Genomic DNA, 20,928 nt, shown 5'->3' with positions numbered 1-20,928 from the left:
CGGCACCGGCGTGGGCGGTACCCGGGCGCGGAAAAGCCAGTTACCTATACCTTGATGTAGATCCAGCCTTCCTGGAGGCGGGACACGATCTCCTGCACCGCGGTGGGTCCGACCCGCGTATCGGGAATGAGATGCACGGGAGCCCCGCGCATACGGGTCAGGCGATCAATGGTATTGCGGCAGGCGAGGAAGGAAAGATTAGGATATTTTCGCATGAGTTCCTCCACCTGCGCCTTGAAAGGCGACATGTCCGCGCGCAGCAGGTTGACGCCACCGGCGTTGGTGACCACTTCCACCTGGAGCCGGTTGCGCGGATACAGGTTCATCAGTTCCTGGACATCGTTGAGGGCCAGTTGCATGCGGCGCGGATCCGATGACGCGATGTGGAGCAGGATCCTGTGCATGCCGGTCCCGGCAAGGGACTTTTGTCCCACGCGGGACGCCATGAACGCGCCGTTACCGTTCGCCAGCCGCCCGAGGAACGCCTGGTCGCCGGAAACCGCATGCGGCGTCGTATGCAGCGCCCAGCCCAATAGCCCACCCAGTACCACAAGAAAGCCTGCCGCAACGCCCCGCACCAGAGGGTGCGATCTGCGTGTCGCGGCCTGCAAGTGCTTCGGCTTTGCCGGATCCCGATAGGCGTGTTGGACCATCGCACGCAGCCGGCTCAACTCGCAGATCCGTTCGGTCACGGACCGGTGCCGGTTCATTGCGTCGAATACCTCGCCGCGCTCTTCAGGATCGAGTTGATCGTCCATGAACGCGTTGAGGGTGTCGTCCGATAGGGCTTGGGCATCCAAGTCGATCGTTGAACTCATGGCACGCTCCTTAGCTTGGCGCGCGGGGCTTGTTCTGTTTCCGAAGGCGCCAAGTCCAGCAGATACTGTTTGAGGGCCCGCCGGGCCCGGGACAGTCGGCTCATGACCGTCCCGATGGGAATCTCGAGGATTTGCGCCACCTCGATATAGGAAAATCCTTCCAGGTCCACCAGCGTCAGGACCTGGCGCTGTGCCAGGGGCAGTTCCGCGACTGCTTGGCGCACCCGGGTGACCACCTCGTGCTGGCCGTGTTCGTGCTCCGGGGTGACATCGTGGAAGTACACGATGTCGTCCACGTCCACCGTGGCGCGGGAACGCCGGAAATGATCCCGCCAGCAGTTTGCGAGGATGCTGAACAGCCACGTGTTCATGGCCTTGGGGTCGCGTAATTGGCCGCTGTTTTTCAAGGCCTTGGCCAGGGTCTCCTGGACCAGGTCGTCGGAGAGGTGGGGATCGTGGCTCCAGGCATAGGCCAAGCGGTACAGCCGGTCCCGGCTCGATTCCAACTGGGAGCGGAATTCCCGCGAATGGCAGAGCAGCGTGAGCAGGTTCATTATGGTTTGTAGCCTCCTTCCTCTCCCTGAAAGACGCGCCGCCTTGCGGGCTTATTCCGCGTCTGTTACTGCCGATCCTAGCGAATTTCGTGCCAACCTGACACCTTTCGTAAAATTAGAAAATGCTAAAATATTAATATATTGAATGTTCGGTATTTTTTCGTGCGGAATGAAATAAATTCTGTTGTCGACCCGTCTTTTCAGCTCCGAGGACAGTTGACTTGAAGGAATCCCGAATCCGGGCGGTCGGGGGCGGGGCGGGGGTTCCCACCGTCCTTGGCAGGGTGGGTGCAACGTAAAAAATGGGTAGCGATCGACCGGGTAATCACGGCGTTCAGCCGAACCAAGTGGAGGAAGCGATGCGTAAACCTTATTTTCTTGCGGTAATGTGGGCGGCGGCCCTGGCGATGGTGCTGGGCTCGCCGGTCGGGATGGCGGATGCCAAGCCCTTCGCGCGGGCCAAGATCGCGCTGCAGTTGAGCAATGGTGGTGGCCCGGCGCAGACCCTGGTACTCAATGTGGCCCACAACCTGGTCAAACACTACGGTGCGGATCAGGTGGCCATCGAGATCGTCGCCTTTGGGCCAGGGCTGCGCTTGCTGCTGGCCAACAACGTCAACAAGGGCCGGATCGCCGGGCTCGCGGCGGATGGCGTGCGCTTCAGCGCGTGTGACAACACCTATGCGAAATTCACCAAGACCCTGGGGTATGCGCCCAAGCTCAATCCCCATGCGGTGCATGTCTCGGCGGGGGTGGTACGGCTCTACGAGCTGGCGCACGAGGGCTACACCATCATCAAGCCGTGATAGGGGCCGCGGGTTTTCTGAGTAAAGTGATCACAATTGGGGGTCTTTAAGGACCCGGTCCGCATAAACACGATACGAAGTTGAGGAGGCGAAAAACATGAAACGGAAGATGCGTCGCATCACGGTTGCGCTGGCCCTGGCCGGGGCCACGTCGCTGAGCCTGCCAGCCCACGCGAGCAACTGGCTTATGTTGCAGGGCACGCAGCCGCCGGGGGTTACGGCGCGCGCGCAGTTCTGGGGGTTTGTCCAGCCCGGTTACGGTTGGACTGGAGGGCGCGAGTTGTCCGGTCTCAAGGGCGCCGTGGCGGGGCTGAACGGGACGCGCCCGAACTTCAACAACATCGGGCCTGACCAGACTTCCAGCAATACTTTCTATATCCGCCGCGCGCGGATCGGGGTGCGTGGCTCGGCGACTCCGCTGAGCAACGACATCGACTACTTCTTCCTCGCGGAATTCGGCGACAACGCGTTGTCCGCAACCCGGGGTTACCATCCGGTGATCACCGACGCCTCCGTGACCTTCAATCAGCTGGACAAATTCGTGCGCTTCCGCTTGGGGTTGTTCAAGATCCCGGGCGACGCGGAAGAGGGGCTGATGGGCATTCCCAATCTGCCCTACGTGAACTTCACCAACGTCACCAACCAGCTCTTATTGGAGCGGTTCGTGAGCGCAGACACGGTTACAGGAACCTGTTGGAATAGTGCGGTGGGCGGGCCAGGAGCCTGTGGCCCGGGGGGTAACGGTGCCCCGGTGGCGACCGACGGCGTCTATTCGAACGTCAACGGCCTCGGCGCGTTCCGCGACACCGGCCTGATGGCATTCAACGCGTTCCGCTTCGGGCCCTGGGAATACACCTACGGCGTGATGGTCAGCAACGGTGCCCAGATCGACCGGCAGGACAGCAACAACAACAAGGATGTCAATGGGCGCCTGCAGGTCTCCTACGTTTTTGGGGACAGCAAGGGGCCACATCGCAGTGACGTGAGTGGCTGGGTCTGGTACCAGAACGGAGACCGCGACTTCAACGGGCAGTCCTACCACCGCACCCGCGAGGGCTTCGGCGGGATGGTTCGCACCGGCTTCATGCGGCCCGGGGCGATTCGTGCGAGTGCCGAATACATGTTCGGCAAGGGCATGATCTACGCCGGCTCGCCGTTCACCAGCCTCAACGGGGTGAAGCAACCGGCGACGATGTTCCCGGGCTTCAACAACGGAGGCCGGGGCTTCTACGGCGAGGGTGCGGTGTTCGTCACGCGTAATATTCAGCTCGAGGGTCGTTACGATCAGTACGATCGGCTCTTCAACGATCCGATCAACGAGCGCATGTTCCGCACCTGGACGTTCGGGCTCCAGTACTTCATCAATCCCAAGACGCGGGTGACCTTCAACTACGCCATCAACACGCTGTCGGTGCAGAATCCGGGCGCCTTCCCCACGACCGGCCCGGGACCGGCGCAGTTGAGCAACGCCGAGGCGATAGCCCATTCGTTCGATAACCGCCTGGACCTGCAGGTCACCCTCATTTTCTGAGGGACCGGCGGTCCGGCGCCACTCCCGCCGAGTTTATCGGCGGGAGGTACGATCCAGCCGCCGGCGATCTTCGGATCGGCGGCGGCCGGAGCCCAGGAGGGCATGGATGCCCATTGTGCCCCCCCATTTGGCGGGGCGTGTTTGTGAAACTTCGTACGACTCCTCCTTCTTCGGGGCGCCTCTGGTGCCCCTTTTTTTCGCCACGGCCAGTGGGCTCACCGCTTTTTGTCTTTTGCCTCCTGCTTCAGCTGCACGAGACGGGCCTGAATACGCTGGATCTGGAACGGACCGGTGGCCGCCTCCAGGGCTTGGCCGAGCTGTTGGATGGCGGGTTGCACCTGGCCGTTCAGGTAATAGAACTGGGCCTGAAATTCGTGGGATTCGCTGATGAACCCGCCCTGGTTCGCGGCCCGCGCCAGGAGGCTGTAGAGCATCGGGTCCGGCTGTCCGTTGCGCAAATAGGCCAGCAGCAGGTCGCGGGCCTGGCGGGCCTGCCCTCCCTGAAGCAGGGCATTGCCGTACTCGATGGTGAGGGGGTAGTAGTCGGGGTATAGCCGGGCGGCGTAGGCGTAGGTCTTCAGAGCCGCTTGGGTGTGGTCGCCGGCGAGTTGTGTCTTGCCCTTGGCCATGAGCAATTCGACCCGGTCCGGATCCTCACGCAACAGGGCGTCTAATTCCCGGACCGCGGCGTCGTAGTGCCCGGCCCGTTGCAGGGCGATCGCATGTCCGTAGTGCGCCGCTTCGGCCATCTCATACTGACCCGCCGCGATACGGCGCCGAAAGCGCCGTGCGGTCTCCCAGGGGTCCTGGGAGACCAGGGCCTCCAGACGGGCCCGCGCCAGGTAGTACACCAGGCGATTGCGGTAGCGGTGGGGCGGATACTGGGCGGCGCGCGCACGGGCGTCCGCGATCCGGTCCACGGTGACCGGGTGATCGAGGAGAAACGGCGGGAGCTGCGGGCCCTGATAGCGGGTTGCTTGGGCCAGACGCCGGAAGAAGTCCCCCATTGCGGACGGGTCGAATCCGGAGCGCGCCAGGATTCCGATGCCGATGCGATCCGCCTCCTCTTCATCGGCCCGGGTGAAGTTGATCTGGTGCTGGATTGCGCCGGCCTGGGAGGCCGCGATGGCGGCGGTGCCCATCTCCGGATTCTGGGTGGCGAGCAGGATCGCTGCCAGCAGGGCGGCGGCGGTCGGGATACTGAGCCGCCGCGCGTCCGCCAGCCCCCGCGCCATGTGATGTTGGGTGATGTGGGCGATCTCGTGGGACAGTACCGAGGCGAGTTCGCTCTCCGACTGCGTCGTGAGCAACAACCCGCTGTCGACGCCGATGAATCCGCCGGGCACGGCGAAGGCATTGATAACCGGGTCGTCGATCAGGAAGAACGTAAACGGTTGTCCGGCGTCGTCGCTGTTGGACACCAACCGGGCGCCCAGGGAGTTGAGGTATTCGTTGAGCAGCGGGTCGTCCATGATAGGCAGCTGCTGGCGTGCCTGGCGCATGAACTCCTGGCCTAGTTCACGCTCCTGGTGGGGGGTGATGGCAGTGGCGGAGGGGTCTCCCATGTCGGGCAGGTCGGTGCCGGCCACCGCGGTCAGTGTCCAGAGCATGGCGAGGAGGCCGGTCAGGAGCCGGCACGCCGGCACGGATGACCTCATGATCTTTGACCCTCATCGGCATCGCGGGCGGGCACCCGCCCGCGCTCCGGATCGGAGCGGCCGGGCGTGCTTTGGCGTCCGGCCGACATATAGCGGGTATATCGTCTAAGATGCCGCCGGCTTGCGGTTGTTCAGCACTGCCCCGCGCGCGCTGACGACGCAACGGGCCGGTTGTCCGAGGGCGGCTTATTTGCCGGAAGCGGGCGAGGACGAATACAGCGTCAGGGACGAGCGGTCCTTCCAGGCCCGCTCGTCCAGCAAGGCGGCCGGAACCGCAAAGCGCTGGGATTTGGGGACCGGTGTGGTCCGAACGATTTTGACCACATTAGCGTAGGGGATTTTGTGCAGGGATCCGTCCCGATCCGTCATTCGCGCCACCATGAACTCCGCATAGAGCCGGTATATGTAGAAATTCGCGGGCCGAAGCCTGCCGGTCTCCGGGTCGCGCACGGTCAATGCATAGCGGGTATCCACGGCAAAGTCTTTTTTTTCCAAACCACACCTCCTTTAAGGTATTTCTAAGGTAAGGCGGTCGGGCGCCCGAAACGTGTCGGACCGATGCATGGGTGAATAGCACATTTGGGCAAGACTGAGCAACAAGGGCGCGCGGCCTAGGCGGGGTTCCCTTGCCAATATTTAGCAATATTTAATATACTAATGCATTGGCGCTGGCAAGGGGCGCGGGCGGTACCGGAGAGATGATGGCAGCACACGACACTTCAGTCCCAGGCGCGATATTGCGTTCTCGGGTTGCTTCGCCTATAAAGTTGCAGGTTGAAGGGGGTCTGGTAACCCGTGACTCCTGAACAAGGTTTCACCTCCAACGGAGACGAGCCATGGCCGGTTTTGATCAGGAGCTGGATGCGACGGGCCTACAGTGTCCACTGCCGATCCTGCGGGCGAAGAAGGCATTGTCAGGGATGCAAAGTGGGCAAGTCCTGCACATCCGCGCCACGGATCCCGGCACCCTCAAGGATTTTGAGGCCTTCGCCCAGCAGACCGGGAACGAGTTGCTGGAATCCCGGGAAGACGGTGGCCAGTACCGGTTCCTGATCAAGAAATCGTGAATCGCCCCCGCGCCTGGTGGGGCATGTGCTGGCCTGTCCCGGCTGGCGTGGCCTTGTGCGAATAGGATCACTACGGCATAATAGTTGACAACTAAACTCGGGTATTGGCCCGACAGGCTCGCGAATCGCTCCCCTTAGCCGTGGGGCGACCCCTGCGGGCCGTGGCGCAAAGGCGAGGTCAGTCCATGGCAAGCTACGCGGAAATGCAGCAGATCTTCGACGATATCCGCAGCGACTTTCGTTATGACCATGAGTTGAACGGCTGTCTGAACTGCGGTATCTGCACGGCGACATGTCCCTCGGCGCATTTCTATGACTACAGCCCGCGCGAGATCGTGCAGCTGCTGTGGACCGAGAATGTCGAGCAGGTCTATGACGTCATGCAGGAGAAGATCTGGGCATGCGCTCAGTGTATGACCTGCGCCGCGCGCTGTCCGTTCAAGAATTCCCCGGGCGGGCTGGTGGCGATCATGCGCGAAGTGGCGATCAAGCATGGCATGCAGTCGGCCAAGGACGTACTGCGTCCGTTCGGCCGGGTCATGCTCAAGCTCATCACCACGGGTAACCAGCTCTCGCCGGACATGATCCAGCCCGACCACTTTCCGGACTGGGGTCCGAACATCCAGAAGGTCGAAGGTGACCTCAAGATCTTACGCAAGGCGATCCCGGTGAAAACCCTGCAGACCGTGGACACCGCGTGGGAGGTTTCGCTCAAGACCTCCGTGGAGATGTACACCATCTGGGAAATGACCGGTGTCCTGAAGTCCCTGGAGATGATGGACGAGAACCTCTTCGACGTCATCGAGGACTTCATCGACGAGAAGAAGGAAGACTACGAGGACTGGCTTGAGGAGCAGGGTGACGACTAACGGCGTGCCGGGTGACCGGCAACGACAGGGTTTGAGCGGTCGGAACCGCGCAAACGGGTATACGGGTATATGAGTGCGATAGCGGGTCGGCAGCCCGCGGCCACTGGGATTATTTCCGAATGGCCGAGCGCGCGCGGCGGATCCCGCGAAATTCCTTCAGGAGGTGCATGATGAAACCCACCGATAACACGCCTGGCAATCACAACATGACCGCAGACGGTGCGGGTCCCGGGGCCATGAAACCCGGCTTTCACAACACCGATGGTCAGGGCATCGCGGGTCACGGCTCCTTCTTCCAGCAGGCGGACCTGTCTCGTGAGGAGGCGGTAAAGGCCACCGACTGGGTCCGCAAGCACGTCGATCGCCGCACGGTGGATCTCGGCGACCGGATGGATGACATTCGCGAGCACATGTGGGAGTTGGAGCGCGAGGGTGAAATCATCGTCCATCGCATCACCGATGTGCATAAGCCGGCCACCGTCAAGACGCTGTTCGGCTGGGAGAAGAAGATCCCGACCAATCAGCTCTGGCATCACAAGTCCTGTGGGCAGTGCGGCAATATCCCCGGATATCCAACCTCGTTGCTTTGGGTCATGAACAACCTGGGGATGGTGCCCGGCAAGGATTATTTGGACGAGACCGACCAGACTTCCTGCACCGCCTGGAACTACCACGGTTCTGGCATCGGCAATGTGGAATCCCTGGCCGCTGTGTTTCTGCGCAACTTCCATCAGGCCTATGTTTCCGGCAAGCAGCACGGCTTCGAGGCCGGCCACTTCTTTCCGCTGGTCCATTGCGGCACTTCGTTCGGAAACTACAAGGAAATCCGTAAATACCTGATCGAATCCGCGGAACTGCGCGAGAAGGTCAAAAAGATCCTCGGTAAACTTGGCCGCCTGGTCGATGGGAAGCTGGTCATCCCGGAGGAGATCGTGCATTACTCCGAGTGGGTGCATGTGATGCGCAACCGCATCGCGTCCGAGTTGCAGAAAATCGATGTCTCCAACATCCGGACCACGACCCACGTGGCGTGTCACTACTACAAGATGGTGCATGAAGACGCGGTCTACGACCCTGACGTGCTGGGGGGCAATCGCACCGCGATTATCACTTCCCTTTCTCAGGCACTCGGCGCCCAGGTGATCGACTATTCCACCTGGTACGACTGCTGTGGCTTCGGGTTCCGGCACATCATCTCCGAGCGTGAGTTCACCCGTTCCTTCACCATGGACCGCAAGATCAAGGTCGCCAGGCAAGAGGCGAACGCGGACGTCTTGTTGGCCAATGACACGGGTTGCGTGACCACCATGGACAAGAACCAGTGGATCGGGAAGTCCCACGAGCAGAACTACTCCGTCCCGATCATGGCGGATATCCAGTTCGCAGCCCTGGCTTGTGGCGCCGATCCGTTCAAGATCGTGCAGCTGCAGTGGCACGCCTCGCCTTGCGAAGATCTGGTGGAGAAGATGGGCATCAGCTGGGATTCCGCCAAGGCGCGCTTTCAGGAGTATCTCAAGGAAGTCGAGCAGGGCAACATCGACTATCTGTACAACCCCGAACTGGCGTACGGAGGCGCGAAATAATGCAAGGCTCGGATACCGGAACCGTACTCGTCGTAGGTGCCGGCCCCGCGGGTCTGTCCGCGGCGGCCAGCGTGGCCGCCGCGGGTCATCAGGCGGTGGTGGTTGAGAAGGAGGACGTGCTCGGTGGCGCGCCCATCCTGTCGGGCTACGCGAAGCTGGTGCCGTCCGGCGAATGGGCCAAGGACGCCATCGGCCGCATGGTTACCCGGGTCGAGCAGGACCCGGGCGTCACCGTGTTCAAAGGGGCCAAGGTATCCAGGTTGGAAGGCGAGGCAGGCAACTTCACGGCGACGCTCAGCAACGGCGAGCAGGTCAACGCGGGGTCCGTGATCCTGACCACGGGATTCACTCATTTCGACAGCATCAACAAGCCGGAATGGGGTTTCGGGACCTACGAGGACGTGGTGACTACCACGCAGATGGAACAGATGGTCGGTGGCGGCAAGATCTTCTGCCCCTCGGACGGGCGCGTGCCGGAACGGGTGGCGATCCTGTTGTGCGTGGGCTCCCGCGACCGTCAGATCGGTCGCGAGTGGTGTTCGAAGATCTGCTGTACCGTGTCCGCAAATTTGGCGATGGAGATCAAAGAACTGTCTCCGACCACGGATGTGTTCATCTACTACATGGACATCCGCACCTACGGCCTCTACGAGGACAAGTTCTATTGGAAGTCCCAGGAGGAATTCAAGACGAAGTACGTTAAGGCGCGTATCGCCGAGGTGACCGCCTCCGGGGATGGCCGCCTGCTGGTCAAGGGCGAGGATACCCTGGTCAAACGGCCTATCGTAATCCCCTTCGATCTGGTGGTGCATGCAATCGGCATGGATCCGAACGAAGACAACGGCGAGATCTCCAAGGTATTCGGCATCGGTCTCGAGAAACACGGGTTTGTCGAGCGCGCCGAGTTCTATACCAACACCTGCGGGACCACCCGTCGCGGCATCTATGCTGCGGGCTCCTGCTACGGTCCGGAGACCATCGATGACTCCATTTCCCAAGGACATGCTGCCGCGATGCGCTCGGTAGCCGACCTCCATGCTCTGGTTCGGAAGAAAGCCGGCTGAAGCCGGTAACGCTGTCCGGGATCTGATTCAGCCGGCCAAGATGGCCGTCGAGTTGGACCGCAAGATCTGTTCCCGGAAGCTGGCGCAGCTTCAGGAGGAGATCGCGGCGCAGGCGCAGAGTGCCGAATCCACGGATGATCGGGATCCGGGCTTGGCCCCGTTTGTCGAGTCGCTGAGCCGCAAACACGAATTGTTCGAGCGTGTGTTGGCAGAGACGGCGCTGGACGCCCTGGATGATGCGGCGTTCGCGGCCCTGCTGGAGACGGTCTTCACGGCGCGGCGCCGCTTGCCGCCGGCGCTGGTCGGTTTCGAGCATGATCGCCTGCTGTCGGCGATCCGAGATCTGCTCTATGGCGCAGGGCCGCTGGTGGAGCGCATGCAGGCCTTTGTGGACGCGCTGCCGGCCGACAGCGGGAAGGCGCGCCGCGCCGCGTGGGATCTGGGTGCCGAGATGTTGCATTTCCGCGACCCGGAGCGATACCCGCTGATGGCCCGGTGGGTTTGGGACTTGAGCACTATGTCCGGCGGGTTGCGGGAGTTCATACGCGGCAATGATACGATGCGCGATATCCCGCTGGACGCGCGGCCCGAGACCTTTGAGGGCGCACGGCTCCAGCTCGCGGAATTTCTGGCGGAGGAAGGCTTTTATCGGGATGTGCCGTACCTCGTGGATCTGTTGCTGGCCAAGGCCTACGCGGACTACGTACAGCAGATGGCGAAGGGTGTCGGCGTATTCGCCGCGGAACTCGGGGCGCGGAACGATCCCATGGAATTCGTGACCAAGATGCTGGGGATTGATCCGCACCGTCGTCGCGGGCAATCCAGGATCAGGGTGCCCACGGTGCATTGACCGTGGCCCGCGGCCGGTGTGGTGGCGGGTGACGGATCCTTCGACGGAGAAGAACATGGCAATTCACGAGAAGTCGCTGATCGAGTCCGACCGGATCATGGAGCACGAGTCGCTCGTGGTCGATGGGGTGGACGTTTCGGGGCATTGGAACACCATGATCAAGCCCCGGTATATAGCCGACTACGATGATGACTTCGAGAAAATCATACAAAGCTACGGCGGCGGAGAGAACGTGCACCGCTGCTGGCAGTGCGGCTCGTGCACCAATTCGTGCACCGTCTACGCGCTAAATACGGATTTCAACCCTCGGTATTGGATCTACCTGACGCGCCTCGGGCTCAAGGAAGAGCTGATCAAGGACAAGGACATCATCTGGCAATGTGTCTCCTGCAACAAATGCACGAGCATCTGTCCGAAGGATGTGCGGCCAGAGGGCGTCATGAAGGCGCTGGCCCATTGGCTAGAAGATGAGGGACATACTGAAACCAGCCCCTCGCATGTCTTCGACGATGAGTTCTGGGCGCAGGTTGAAAAGACCGGGCGTATCGAAGACGCACACGTCATCATGAATTTCTTCAAAAAGACCAAGCAGCCGCTGCTCCAGCCGTGGCTGACAGCCTTTACGACTCGCATGATCAAACATCTCCCGTTCGCACACCTGATCCGCATGGGCCTGAATTTCGTGTTTACCCCCAGAACCAAGTCTTGGGGGCGGACCGGCAAGGTTCTGCGCGACTACGTCGAAGGGGAGAAGGTGGCCGCTCGCCAACGCAGACAGCAGATCAAGGAGGCGGCATAAAATGGCTAAGGTCGCATATTACCCCGGTTGCGCCCTGGAAGGTTCAGGGGGGCCGTATGACCGTTCCACGCGGGCGCTGGTCAAGGCCCTGGGCCTGGAGATGGTCAACCTCCGGGACTACAGTTGCTGTGGCGCGATGGAGGTCAAGAACGTCCATCCGATGTTGCAGACCTACCTGTCGGCCCGGAACCTGGCCATCGCCAGTGAGCAGATGGGATTGGACGCCGTGATGGCGCCTTGCAACGGGTGTTACCACAACCTCAAAAAGGCGGAGTTCGAACTTGCAACGTCCGACAAGGCCATGCAGACCGTACAGGAGCTGGCCCAGAAGGCCGATGACCCGGTGTACAAGGGCGATGTCCGCACCCTGCACCTGCTCGAGTGGCTGATGGAGGAACTCGGCCCCGAGGGGATCAAGCAGCGGCTCACCAAGAGCCTGAACGGCATCAAGATCGCGAATTATTACGGTTGCATGTACACGCGCCCGCGCCAGATCTTTCCGGAAAAGGATCAGGGACCGGGGTCGGAATCCAGCTATCAGCCGCACTTCATGGACGATCTGCTCGCCGCGTCCGGCGCGGTGAACGTGGACTACCCGTTGAAGACCGCATGTTGTGGGGGCGCCCACACCTTGTCTGACGCCGATACCTCGACACAGCTGGTACTCAACCTCCTGCAGTCCGCCGAGGATTCCGGCGCCGAGGTCATTGCCACTGAGTGCCCAACCTGCCACTCGGGTCTGGAGATGCACCAGGTGCGGGCGGAGAAGGAGTTCGGCATCAAGACGCAGGTGAAGGTGCTGTATTTCACGCAGTTGCTGGGCCTTGCCATGGGGCTCTCGCCAAGAAAACTCGGCATCCACGAGAACGTCAGTGACTCCATCGATTTCCTGAAGGAGAAGGGAATTATCGGATGAAACGCGGTCCGCAGTCCGGGCGTCGCTTCAATCCCCGGCCGCGATTTCCACGGCGTGGCGCACAATAGCGCCATGGACTGTAACGGCTGCGAGTTTCACCCCGAGCTCTACTATGACGGCGAGTTCCAGATTTGGGTGCGCCGCGAGTCGGATGGGACGCTGACGATCGGTATGACGGACCTGTCCCAGGCCATCGCGGGGAAGATTCTGCATCTGCGGGTGCGGCGCCCCGGGACCAAACGCCCCACCGGAAAACCGGTTGCAACTGTGGAGAGTGGCAAATGGGCGGGTCCGATCCCTAATCTCTTCGATTGCGTGATTGTGGCGGGTAATCAGATGGCCCTCGACAATCCCGCGTTGCTTAATCAGGATCCCTACAATGCCTGGGTCGCGCGCGTGATGCCCGCCTACGGAACCGATGCGGCGCTCGCGTCTTTCCTCACTGGGGATTCCGCCCGGGAAGGTTACTGCGCACGGGCGCGCCGGGAGGACATCCACTGTCGCTAACCGGCACCCGGTGTCGCCCGCCGTGGCATACCGGTCCTTAGGCGGGATTCAGACCGAGTCATGACCATGGAAAACAACCAGTATATCGCGGACGACGGCGACAAGGTCGTGGTCATCATCATGACTAGCGGCCCGAGTTCCCCGCAACGTTGCGCCACGCCGTTTTACCTGGGCTCCCTTCTGGCCGCCATGGACGCGGAGGTTCATGTCTTCTTCACCATGGAGGGGGTCCGACTGATGGAGAAAGGTGTCGGTGAGCAGTTGGCGGCGATGGAGGGGGGCAAGCGGATCATCGATTTCGTGCGTGATGCCAAGCGGGCCGGGGTCAAGCTCCATGTTTGCCAACCCGCGCTGCCGGGGTATAAAATCGACGAAAATCTCGACTTGATCGACGAAGTGGACTACATTTCCAAGGCGAGTACCCTCGCGGACCTGATTCTGTCGTGTGACAAGGTGTTTTCCTTTTAAGACGAACTTTGTGTCGCGCTGCTCCGGCTGGGGCTGCTTTTTCCGGACTGCAATCCTTTTAGGAGGCGAAGATGGGTACCGTGCGTGGGTGTAACTTTCCAGAAGACCTGTACTACAACGTCGAAAACAATGTGTGGGGTCGTCTTGAAGGCGACGGAATGGTGACCATTGGGTTGACCGCCTACGCTGCGTCCCTGGCGGGGCAGATCGTTTCCTATACCCCCAAGAAGGTGGGGAAAGAGGTGAAAAAGGACAAGTCCTGTGCCACCGTTGAATCCGGGAAATGGGTGGGACCTGCGAAGATGCCGGTGACGGGCGAGGTGGTGGCCACCAACGACGCGGTTGCCGCAAAGCCCGGCCTGATCAACGAAGATCCGTACGGCGGCGGTTGGCTCGTGAAAATCAAGCCGAGCGACTGGGCGGGCGAATCGGGCGACCTGAAGACTGGCGCCGACGCCTTGGCGGCGTTTGAAGCCAAGATGGAGTCCGAGGGGTTCGGCGGCTGCTGACCGCCGCGCCGGACAGCAGGACCTCATGGGCAGCCGGGCGCACCTGCGGTGCGCTCTGACGAGAGGCCGTGGACATGACCGACTGGCACGAGACGGTGCGGCGCGTGGAGGCCTTGGAAGATCTGCCGCTGGATCATGAATTGATCCAGCACATGCAGGATTTTCATGGATCGAACGCCCATCGCGGCGGAACCGTCCATTTCTATACGCCGACGTTCAAGAGCTTCCAGACCACCGAACTCTCGGGTTGCGGTAAGAGCGCTTGGCCTGCCATCTCCATTACCGGCGGGGACTGCAAGCTGCAGTGCGACCACTGCAAGGCGAAGATCCTTGATCCGATGATACCTGCGCGCACGCCCGATGCCTTGTGGCGGACCGTCAACGAACTGATCGCGGACGGTGCGCGAGGCATGCTCCTCACGGGTGGTTCCAATCATCGCAACGAAGTGGAATACGGAGACTATTATCCGACGATCCGCAGGATAAAGGACGAATTCCCGGGTTTCAAGATCGCGCTTCATACCGCGCTGGTGGACGAGGACATCGCCCTGTGCATGGAGCAGTCTGGCATCGATGCCGCTATGATGGACGTGATCGGCGCGCAGGAGACCATTACCAACGTCTATCATCTGCGCCGTTCGGTGGACGACTTCGAGCGCACCCTGGAGACACTCGTGGCCAGCCGGATGAAGGTGGTGCCACACATCGTGATCGGGCTCCATTACGGGAAACTCCTGGGTGAATGGAACGCCCTCGAGATGGTCAAACGCCACTTGCCGGATGCGCTCGTACTCGTGGTGGTCATGCCCTTCTACGCCCCCGTGAAACGACCTTTTGTGACCCCGGATGGGCATGACGTCGGCCGTTTCTTCCTGGATGCCCGCCGCACCTTGCCCGAGCTTTCTCTGCTGTTGGGTTGTGCGCGTCCGCCGGGAGTCACCAAGGTCCAGATCGATACTTATGCGGTGTTGGCAGGTCTCGACGGGATCGCGCATCCGTCGGATGGCAGCGTGGAGCTGGCGGCGCGTCTCGAGCGCCGCGTTCGGGTCACCCCGGCGTGCTGTTCCATCGTCGTGGGCGACGAGGTGATGGCCCTGGATGAGTCCAACCCGGGGCTGGAAGTGGATCTGGAGACGATCCTGGCTCAGGAGCGGACCCGACGCCGAGCGGCATCGGGTCTTGGTGGCATCCCGGTGGTTGCCAGGGCCACGGACGCAGGCGGGTCCTGCCGCCCATGAACGCCCGTTCCGCCGCGGTCTGGCGGGTGATCGACACCGGGCTGCGCAGTCCCGCGGAAAACATCAGTCTCAATCGCGCCTTGCTCGAATCCCATCAGGCCCGGCACAGCCCTCATACACTGCGCTTTTTGCGTTTTACCCCCGCCGCTCTGGTCGGCTTCCATCAGAGTGTCCGGCAGGAGTTGCGCGAAGACTATTGTCGCCAGAACGGTATCGCCGTCCAGCGCCGGATCACGGGCGGGGGGGCCATCTATTTCGATGAGACGCAGATAGGTTGGGAGCTGTATCTGGACAAGCGGGCGGTGGGTTCGGCGGACATGCAGTCGATCGCGGGCCGGATCTGCGAGGCGGCCGCACGGGGTATCAGCCGGCTGGGCGTGGACGCGCGTTTTCGGCCGCGCAACGATATCGAAGTGGGTGGACGCAAGGTATCTGGTACCGGCGGAGCCTTCGACGGGGACTCTCTGCTGTATCAGGGGACCCTGCTCATTGATTTCGATGTGGAACGGATGTTGCGGGTATTACGCATCCCGGCGGAGAAGCTTTCGGACAAGGCGGTACGCTCCGCGCGTGAGCGCGTGGCGAACCTGAAGGAACTGCTCGGAAACGCGCCGCCACTGGATGAGGTGCAGCGCTGCATGGTCGATGCATTCGCCGAGGAGTTTGGGATATCCTTCGAGCCGGCGGCGGAGCTCAGCGCTTGCGAGCAGGAGAAATACCTTGAGGCGCTAGCGGAGATCGACACGCCGGAGTGGGTCTATCAGCACGATCGGCCGGTCTCCGAGCTTCCGATTCGGGAAGGAATCTACCGGTGTCGGGGCGGACTGCTGCGCGCTTCGGTACGCATCGATGTCGGTCGCGGACGGATCAAAGAGGTATGGTTGACCGGCGATTTCTTCGTCAGTCCACGGCGGATGGTACCGGATCTGGAAGCGGCACTGCGGGACATTCCTGTGGCGCAGTTGCCGGAACGGGTGAGCGCATTCTTTGCCCGGCATCCAGTGGAGATGCTGAGCCTGGATCCGGAGGATTTTACAGCGGTGATCACCAGTGCGCTGGACACGGAACCCGTGGCCGAGACCACGCCTGCCGGTTAGTAGCGAGGACGGCCGCTGGGTCGTGATGATGCGAGGTTGCGGCGGCCTATGGAAACGGTGGACGTACTGGTGGTGGGTCTGGGCCCCGCGGGCGGCAGCGCCGCCCGGTGTGCCGCTGCCCGCGGATTGCGTGTGCTGGGCGTGGAACGTAATCGGCGGATCGGTGTACCGGTACAGTGCGCGGAATTCATTCCGGCGCCCATGGCCCGGTATGCGTCCGCCGCGGGTGTGCGGGTTCAGTCCATCACAGGCATGAAGAGCGCCCTTCCGTCCGGGGCCCGGCTGGCAACGGCGTTCCCGGGCATCATGATTGACCGCGCCCGCTTTGACCAGTCTATCGCGCAGCGTGCCCGGGAGGCAGGAGCGGTACTTTGGGAAGCAACCCGGCTCGTCGGACTTGACCCCACGCAACGCTTGGCGCGGTTGCAGCGTAATGGGTTGGAGGTCGAGGTCCGGTACCGGCTGCTGGTCGCGGCCGACGGCCCCCACTCCACGGTGGGCCGCAATCTCGGTCTACCGGCCTTGGAGGTGGTGCATACGCGCCAGTACACCGTCCCCCTCCGAGGCCCGTACGCCGACACCGATATCTGGCTTTCGGACGCATACCCCGGGGGCTACGGCTGGTTGTTCCCGAAAGGCGCGGTGGCGAACCTGGGACTCGGCGCCGATCGGGCGTTGGCAGACGCGGATCTCAAGACACCGTTGGATCGACTCCACCGGCAGTTGGTCGACACCGGAATCGTCGGCCCGATGGTACTCCAACGCACCGGCGGCGCGATCCCGGTGGGCGGCTTGCGCCGGCGTCTGGTGGAGGGTAGGGTGGTGTTCGTCGGCGATGCCGCGGGGCTCACTCACCCCATTTCAGGCGCGGGAATCGCCGCCGCGGTAGTCTCCGGAGAGCGCGCCGGGGAAGCCGCCGCAGCATGCCTGGGCGCGGACTCCTTCGGCGCCCTTGCCGATTTCGAAGAAGACGTCCGGGATCAGTACGAAGGCACCATCTGCCGGGCTTTGGAGCGGCGTGCGTTCCTAAACCGGCACTGGCATACGCCGGCGGCCCACGATGACCATGTGCTGCGCCGCGGATGGATCGCGTTTGACGAGTATTTTGCGGAGCAGGTTGCCGGTGTCACATGATAGCCAGTGGCCCGACACTCAATCAGGAGGATCGATATGAGCGCCAGCGCTGATACGGTAGTTGCACCGCTGCAATTTTACCGGCCCAACTACCACGTCAAGACGCCGGAGATGCGCTCGCCGGAGTATGTGCAGCTCTCTACGGCGGCGGCTATTACCATTGGCTTGGTCCCAGGCACTATGCATCGGACTGCCTGTACCCATTGCCTCAATCTGCTGGTGACCTATCCGGAGGGCTGCCGGGCGAATTGCAGCTATTGCGGCTTGGCGCGCCATCGGGAGGAATCCCGCGATTACGCAGACCGTAATTTTATACGCGTAGATTGGCCCACAGCGCGTTACGATGAGATCATCGAGCGTGTCCGTCGTGACGACGACCGGGGCCAGTTTGAACGCATGTGCATTTCAATGATTACCCACCCGAATTCAGATTACGATACCTTGGTCCTGCTCAAGCGCTGGGTGCGCGAGGTGCCGCGGATCCCAGTGTCCATACTTTCCAACCCGACCACGATGAAGTATGAGGATCTCAAGACCCTACATCAGGAAGGCGCCGATATCTTCACCGTGGCATTGGATGCTGCGACGCCCGCGATCTTCGAGCGGACCCGCGGCAAGACGGTGGACAGTCCACACACCTGGAAGAAGTACTGGCAGGCTATCGAGTGGGCCGCGGAGATCTTCGGACCCGAGAAGTTCGGGATCCATCTAATTGGGGGTATGGGCGAGACCGAAGAGGAAATCCTCCAGGTGGTCCAGCGGATCCGGGATATGGGCGGACACAACCACATGTTCGGATTTTTCCCGGAGCAGGGCTCCATGATGGAGGACTGGGATCCGGTTCCCAGGGACCAGTGGCGCAGGGTTCAATTGGCCCGATTCATCATCGACTATGCCGGTGGCCGGATCGGCGATATGCGTTTCAACGAAGCGGGTCAAGTCGTGGATTTTGGCCTTGATAGCGCGGAACTGGACTCCCTTATCGCCTCCGGCAAGCCGTTCCAGACCTCTGGTTGTCCCGGTAAGTCCGACGAGGAAGTCTCCGCTTGCAACCGCCCTTACGGTGACTCCAGCCCCAGTGATATCCGCTCCTTCCCGTTCGCGTTGGATGGCCATGACGTGGAGATCGTACGGCGCCAGATGCAGGGAATAGCGGTGGGCACCCTGGGCCCGGACACCGACTAGAGCCTATCGCAAAATGCATCTCCGTCGGCCCTGCGACGTTGCGGTTTCCCGGGGCCGGGCTGGGCAGTAGTTCCCGGAGATTGCGTACGCAACGGAGTTCAGGCGCTCTCGCGTCGCCTAGGCTTGCACGGAGTTGTCTGGGGCTACGCGCCGGGGTAGGATGGCGTTCCTGATCGTCGCCCCGGTCGAGTGTAAACGCGCAAACAGGCATCCGCCGGCGGTTGACCTACGAATAAGACTATGTGCGTGCGCATCTGAATGACGAACTGCCCGCCGATCCGCTCGGTCCTCGCTTGGCTCTCGGGCTCCCTACTGTTCCCACTGCTGCTCACCGGTTGTTCCATGGGTCAGATCGTGGCGCGTGGCGCCGAGCCGATCCTGGCGGGAGGTCTAGCCTCCATGTACCAGGAAACCGATCTGCAACTTGCCCGGGACGCCATGCCTGCGCAGCTCAAACTCATGGAGGCGCTACTCCATGAAGACCCCAGGAACCGGAAGCTGCTGCTCTATACCGCGCAGGGTTTCTATGGCTATGCCTTCGGCTTCGTGGAGGATCAGAATCCGCGGCGAGCATCCGGGCTCTACCATCGCTGTTTCCGCTACGCGCTCACGGCCCTGCGCGGGGAAGGGCTCGGCCTGGATCCGCAACGGGCGCAGCAGCAAACGGTCGCGGCCGCCGTTGCGCGCTTGGGCCCCTCCGCGGTGCCGGCGCTGTTCTGGACCGCCTCGTGTTGGGCGAAGTGGATCGATATGAACCGGGATCGTCCGGCGCGGGTTGCGGAGTTGGGCCGCGTCGTGGTCCTGATGCGCAGGGTGCGGGAGCTCGACGAGGGATTTTTTTATGGCGGTGCGGACCTGTTCTTCGGCGTCTATTATAGCAGTCGACCGCCGATGCTGGGCGGGGACTACGCAAAGGCTCGGGAGTATTTCGCGCGGGCCAACAAGATCTCCGGCGGAAGTTTCTATCTGACGGATGTCCTATATGCTCAGTACTTGGCGCGGCAAACCCTAGACCAGCAGGCCTTTGAGCAGCGCCTGCGCGGCGTGCTGGCGCGCTCGCCGGACCGGTACCCGAAGATTGCGCTCTTGAACCTCATCGCTCAGGCCAAGGCCCGTTTCCTCCTGGCACACGAAAAGGAATATTTCTGATGTCCCGGCTGGCATGGCTGATTGTTGGTTTGTCGATCTGGAGCAGCGCGGTTGCCCAGGAACCGTACGTGCTCAAGTTCGCCACCCTGGCGCCCCGGGGCTCAAGCTGGATGAACGTGCTGTCGACCTGGGCGGATACGGTGCGCGCCAAGAGCGACGGACGCCTGATCGTCAAGCTCTATCCGGGCGGGGTTGCCGGCGACGAGTCAGACGTCCTGCTCAAGATGCGGTTCGGGCAGATTCAGGGCGCGGCGTTTACTGGCCATGGCATCGGGGAGATTTATTTTCCCGCCCGGGTCATGGAGATCCCGTTCCTGTTTCGTAGCTACGACGAGATCGACTATGTGCGCGCCCGGCTGATGCCGGAGTTCCGTGCGGGGTTCCGGCGTAACGGTTTCGAACTGGTCGGCTGGGCCGAAGTGGGTCCAGTGCGACTGTTTTCGAAGTACCCGATCCGGTCTTTCGACGACATGAAGAATTTGCGTATCTGGCTTTGGCAGGGCGACCCGTTGGCACAAGCGTTCTTTTCCGCGTCGGGGCTATCGCCGATCCCATTGTCCATCACCGAGGTCTATACGAGCCTGTCCACGGGACTGATCAACACCGTCTATGCTCCGGCGTTGGGCGCGATTGCGATGCAATGGTTTACCAAGACCCAATATGTGACCGACTTCCCCATGGCGGACGCCATTGGCGCGTTGGTGGTCCAGCGGCAGTTCTTCGACCGCCTGCCTGCCGATCTTCAGGCGCTGCTGTTGCAGACGGGAGGCATCGCGGGCCGTGAGTTGATCAAGGTCAGCCGTACGGACAACCGAAAGAGCCTGCAGGTATTGCGTAAGTATGGGCTGAAGTTTGTTTTGCCCTGGAAGCAGGTGAACCATCAGCAGTTTTACACATTGCGGGACCGGGTGGTGCAGTTGCTTGAAAAACGCGGCCTCCTCCCGGTGGCGTTGGTGGATCAGGTGCAGGCGGATCTCAGCCGTTACCGGGCGCGGCATAAAACAACCGGGCAGGATCCGAACGGCGGGTTCGGAATATCATCGGCCGTCACATCGCCGGCCCGGTGACCGGCGCCGTGGATGCCTGACGCGTCTGTGGCGCTTCCCGATCCGGCTTGGCACCGTCG

Annotated in this window: 22 protein-coding genes; 18 read left to right on the top strand and 4 right to left on the bottom strand. The window is 61.8% G+C overall.

Annotation, left to right across the window (positions count from 1 at the left end; all coding sequences use genetic code 11):
• Positions 1-44 precede the first annotated feature (44 nt).
• Both B7Z66_01170 and B7Z66_01165 read right to left on the bottom strand, forming a co-directional pair.
• Entirely contained in the window at positions 45-818 is a 774-nt protein-coding gene (locus tag B7Z66_01170) for a hypothetical protein (GenBank protein OYV78198.1), read from the bottom strand.
• Complete coding sequence (locus B7Z66_01165; GenBank protein ID OYV78197.1) at positions 815-1,372, bottom strand: RNA polymerase subunit sigma-24; 558 nt, start codon at positions 1,370-1,372, stop codon at positions 815-817. The genes B7Z66_01170 and B7Z66_01165 overlap by 4 nt, the downstream gene beginning before the upstream one ends.
• Positions 1,373-1,731: 359 nt before the next feature.
• Here B7Z66_01165 and B7Z66_01160 point away from each other — a divergent pair, with 359 nt between their 5' ends.
• Together B7Z66_01160 and B7Z66_01155 are read left to right on the top strand one after the other, a co-directional pair.
• A complete protein-coding gene (locus B7Z66_01160) occupies positions 1,732-2,178 on the top strand; it encodes a hypothetical protein (GenBank protein OYV78196.1) in 447 nt (148 codons plus the stop codon).
• Positions 2,179-2,275: 97 nt separating this feature from the next.
• Complete coding sequence (locus B7Z66_01155; GenBank protein ID OYV78195.1) at positions 2,276-3,709, top strand: hypothetical protein; 1,434 nt, start codon at positions 2,276-2,278, stop codon at positions 3,707-3,709.
• Positions 3,710-3,924: 215 nt separating this feature from the next.
• On the opposite strand, the gene B7Z66_01150 is transcribed toward B7Z66_01155, so the two are convergent.
• A complete protein-coding gene (locus B7Z66_01150) occupies positions 3,925-5,367 on the bottom strand; it encodes a hypothetical protein (protein OYV78194.1) in 1,443 nt (480 codons plus the stop codon).
• Positions 5,368-5,553: 186 nt separating this feature from the next.
• A complete protein-coding gene (locus B7Z66_01145) occupies positions 5,554-5,862 on the bottom strand; it encodes a hypothetical protein (GenBank protein OYV78193.1) in 309 nt (102 codons plus the stop codon).
• Between the two features lie 341 nt (positions 5,863-6,203).
• Between B7Z66_01145 and B7Z66_01140 the strand changes: the two genes are divergently transcribed.
• From B7Z66_01140 to B7Z66_01065, 16 genes are all read left to right on the top strand, one after another.
• Entirely contained in the window at positions 6,204-6,434 is a 231-nt protein-coding gene (locus B7Z66_01140) for a SirA family protein (GenBank protein OYV78192.1), read from the top strand.
• A 203-nt stretch (positions 6,435-6,637) separates the two neighbouring features.
• A complete protein-coding gene (locus tag B7Z66_01135; protein ID OYV78382.1) occupies positions 6,638-7,303 on the top strand; it encodes a heterodisulfide reductase subunit C in 666 nt (221 codons plus the stop codon).
• Between the two features lie 170 nt (positions 7,304-7,473).
• Positions 7,474-8,886, top strand: a complete 1,413-nt coding sequence (locus B7Z66_01130; protein ID OYV78191.1) for a heterodisulfide reductase subunit B — start codon at positions 7,474-7,476, stop codon at positions 8,884-8,886.
• On the top strand, positions 8,886-9,950 hold the full coding sequence (locus B7Z66_01125) for a pyridine nucleotide-disulfide oxidoreductase (GenBank protein OYV78190.1): 1,065 nt from the start codon (positions 8,886-8,888) through the stop codon (positions 9,948-9,950). Before B7Z66_01130 ends, B7Z66_01125 begins: the two co-directional genes overlap by 1 nt.
• Positions 9,922-10,800, top strand: a complete 879-nt coding sequence (locus B7Z66_01120) for a hypothetical protein (protein OYV78189.1) — start codon at positions 9,922-9,924, stop codon at positions 10,798-10,800. The genes B7Z66_01125 and B7Z66_01120 overlap by 29 nt, the downstream gene beginning before the upstream one ends.
• A 55-nt stretch (positions 10,801-10,855) precedes the next feature.
• Positions 10,856-11,599 carry a heterodisulfide reductase subunit C gene (locus tag B7Z66_01115; protein ID OYV78188.1) on the top strand — a complete coding sequence of 248 codons (744 nt, stop codon included), beginning with the start codon at positions 10,856-10,858 and terminating at the stop codon, positions 11,597-11,599.
• 1 nt (position 11,600) lies between these two features.
• Positions 11,601-12,515: a disulfide reductase gene (locus B7Z66_01110; GenBank protein ID OYV78187.1), complete on the top strand. Its 915-nt coding sequence runs from the start codon at positions 11,601-11,603 to the stop codon at positions 12,513-12,515.
• Between the two features lie 72 nt (positions 12,516-12,587).
• Positions 12,588-13,022 carry a glycine cleavage system protein H gene (locus B7Z66_01105; GenBank protein ID OYV78186.1) on the top strand — a complete coding sequence of 145 codons (435 nt, stop codon included), beginning with the start codon at positions 12,588-12,590 and terminating at the stop codon, positions 13,020-13,022.
• Positions 13,023-13,088: 66 nt separating this feature from the next.
• A complete protein-coding gene (locus tag B7Z66_01100; protein OYV78381.1) occupies positions 13,089-13,490 on the top strand; it encodes a sulfur reduction protein DsrE in 402 nt (133 codons plus the stop codon).
• Positions 13,491-13,561: 71 nt separating this feature from the next.
• Positions 13,562-13,999 (top strand): glycine cleavage system protein H, encoded by a 438-nt coding sequence (locus B7Z66_01095; GenBank protein ID OYV78185.1) that lies wholly within the window; start codon positions 13,562-13,564, stop codon positions 13,997-13,999.
• Positions 14,000-14,073: 74 nt separating this feature from the next.
• A complete protein-coding gene (locus B7Z66_01090; GenBank protein OYV78184.1) occupies positions 14,074-15,237 on the top strand; it encodes a radical SAM protein in 1,164 nt (387 codons plus the stop codon).
• Entirely contained in the window at positions 15,234-16,334 is a 1,101-nt protein-coding gene (locus B7Z66_01085) for a lipoate--protein ligase (GenBank protein OYV78183.1), read from the top strand. Before B7Z66_01090 ends, B7Z66_01085 begins: the two co-directional genes overlap by 4 nt.
• A gap of 48 nt (positions 16,335-16,382) precedes the next feature.
• The gene (locus tag B7Z66_01080; GenBank protein ID OYV78182.1) at positions 16,383-17,468 is read left to right on the top strand and encodes a geranylgeranyl reductase; all 1,086 of its coding nucleotides are present in this window, start codon (positions 16,383-16,385) and stop codon (positions 17,466-17,468) included.
• A 36-nt stretch (positions 17,469-17,504) separates the two neighbouring features.
• The gene (locus tag B7Z66_01075; GenBank protein OYV78181.1) at positions 17,505-18,653 is read left to right on the top strand and encodes a radical SAM protein; all 1,149 of its coding nucleotides are present in this window, start codon (positions 17,505-17,507) and stop codon (positions 18,651-18,653) included.
• A 258-nt stretch (positions 18,654-18,911) separates the two neighbouring features.
• On the top strand, positions 18,912-19,802 hold the full coding sequence (locus B7Z66_01070; GenBank protein OYV78180.1) for a hypothetical protein: 891 nt from the start codon (positions 18,912-18,914) through the stop codon (positions 19,800-19,802).
• The gene (locus tag B7Z66_01065) at positions 19,802-20,869 is read left to right on the top strand and encodes a hypothetical protein (GenBank protein ID OYV78179.1); all 1,068 of its coding nucleotides are present in this window, start codon (positions 19,802-19,804) and stop codon (positions 20,867-20,869) included. Before B7Z66_01070 ends, B7Z66_01065 begins: the two co-directional genes overlap by 1 nt.
• Positions 20,870-20,928 lie beyond the last annotated feature (59 nt).

It is taken from the genome of Chromatiales bacterium 21-64-14, assembly GCA_002255365.1.
GTDB lineage: Bacteria > Pseudomonadota > Gammaproteobacteria > 21-64-14 > 21-64-14 > 21-64-14.
The sequence above is the reverse complement of the archived record's forward strand: the minus strand, read 5'-3'. Positions and strand labels throughout refer to the sequence as shown.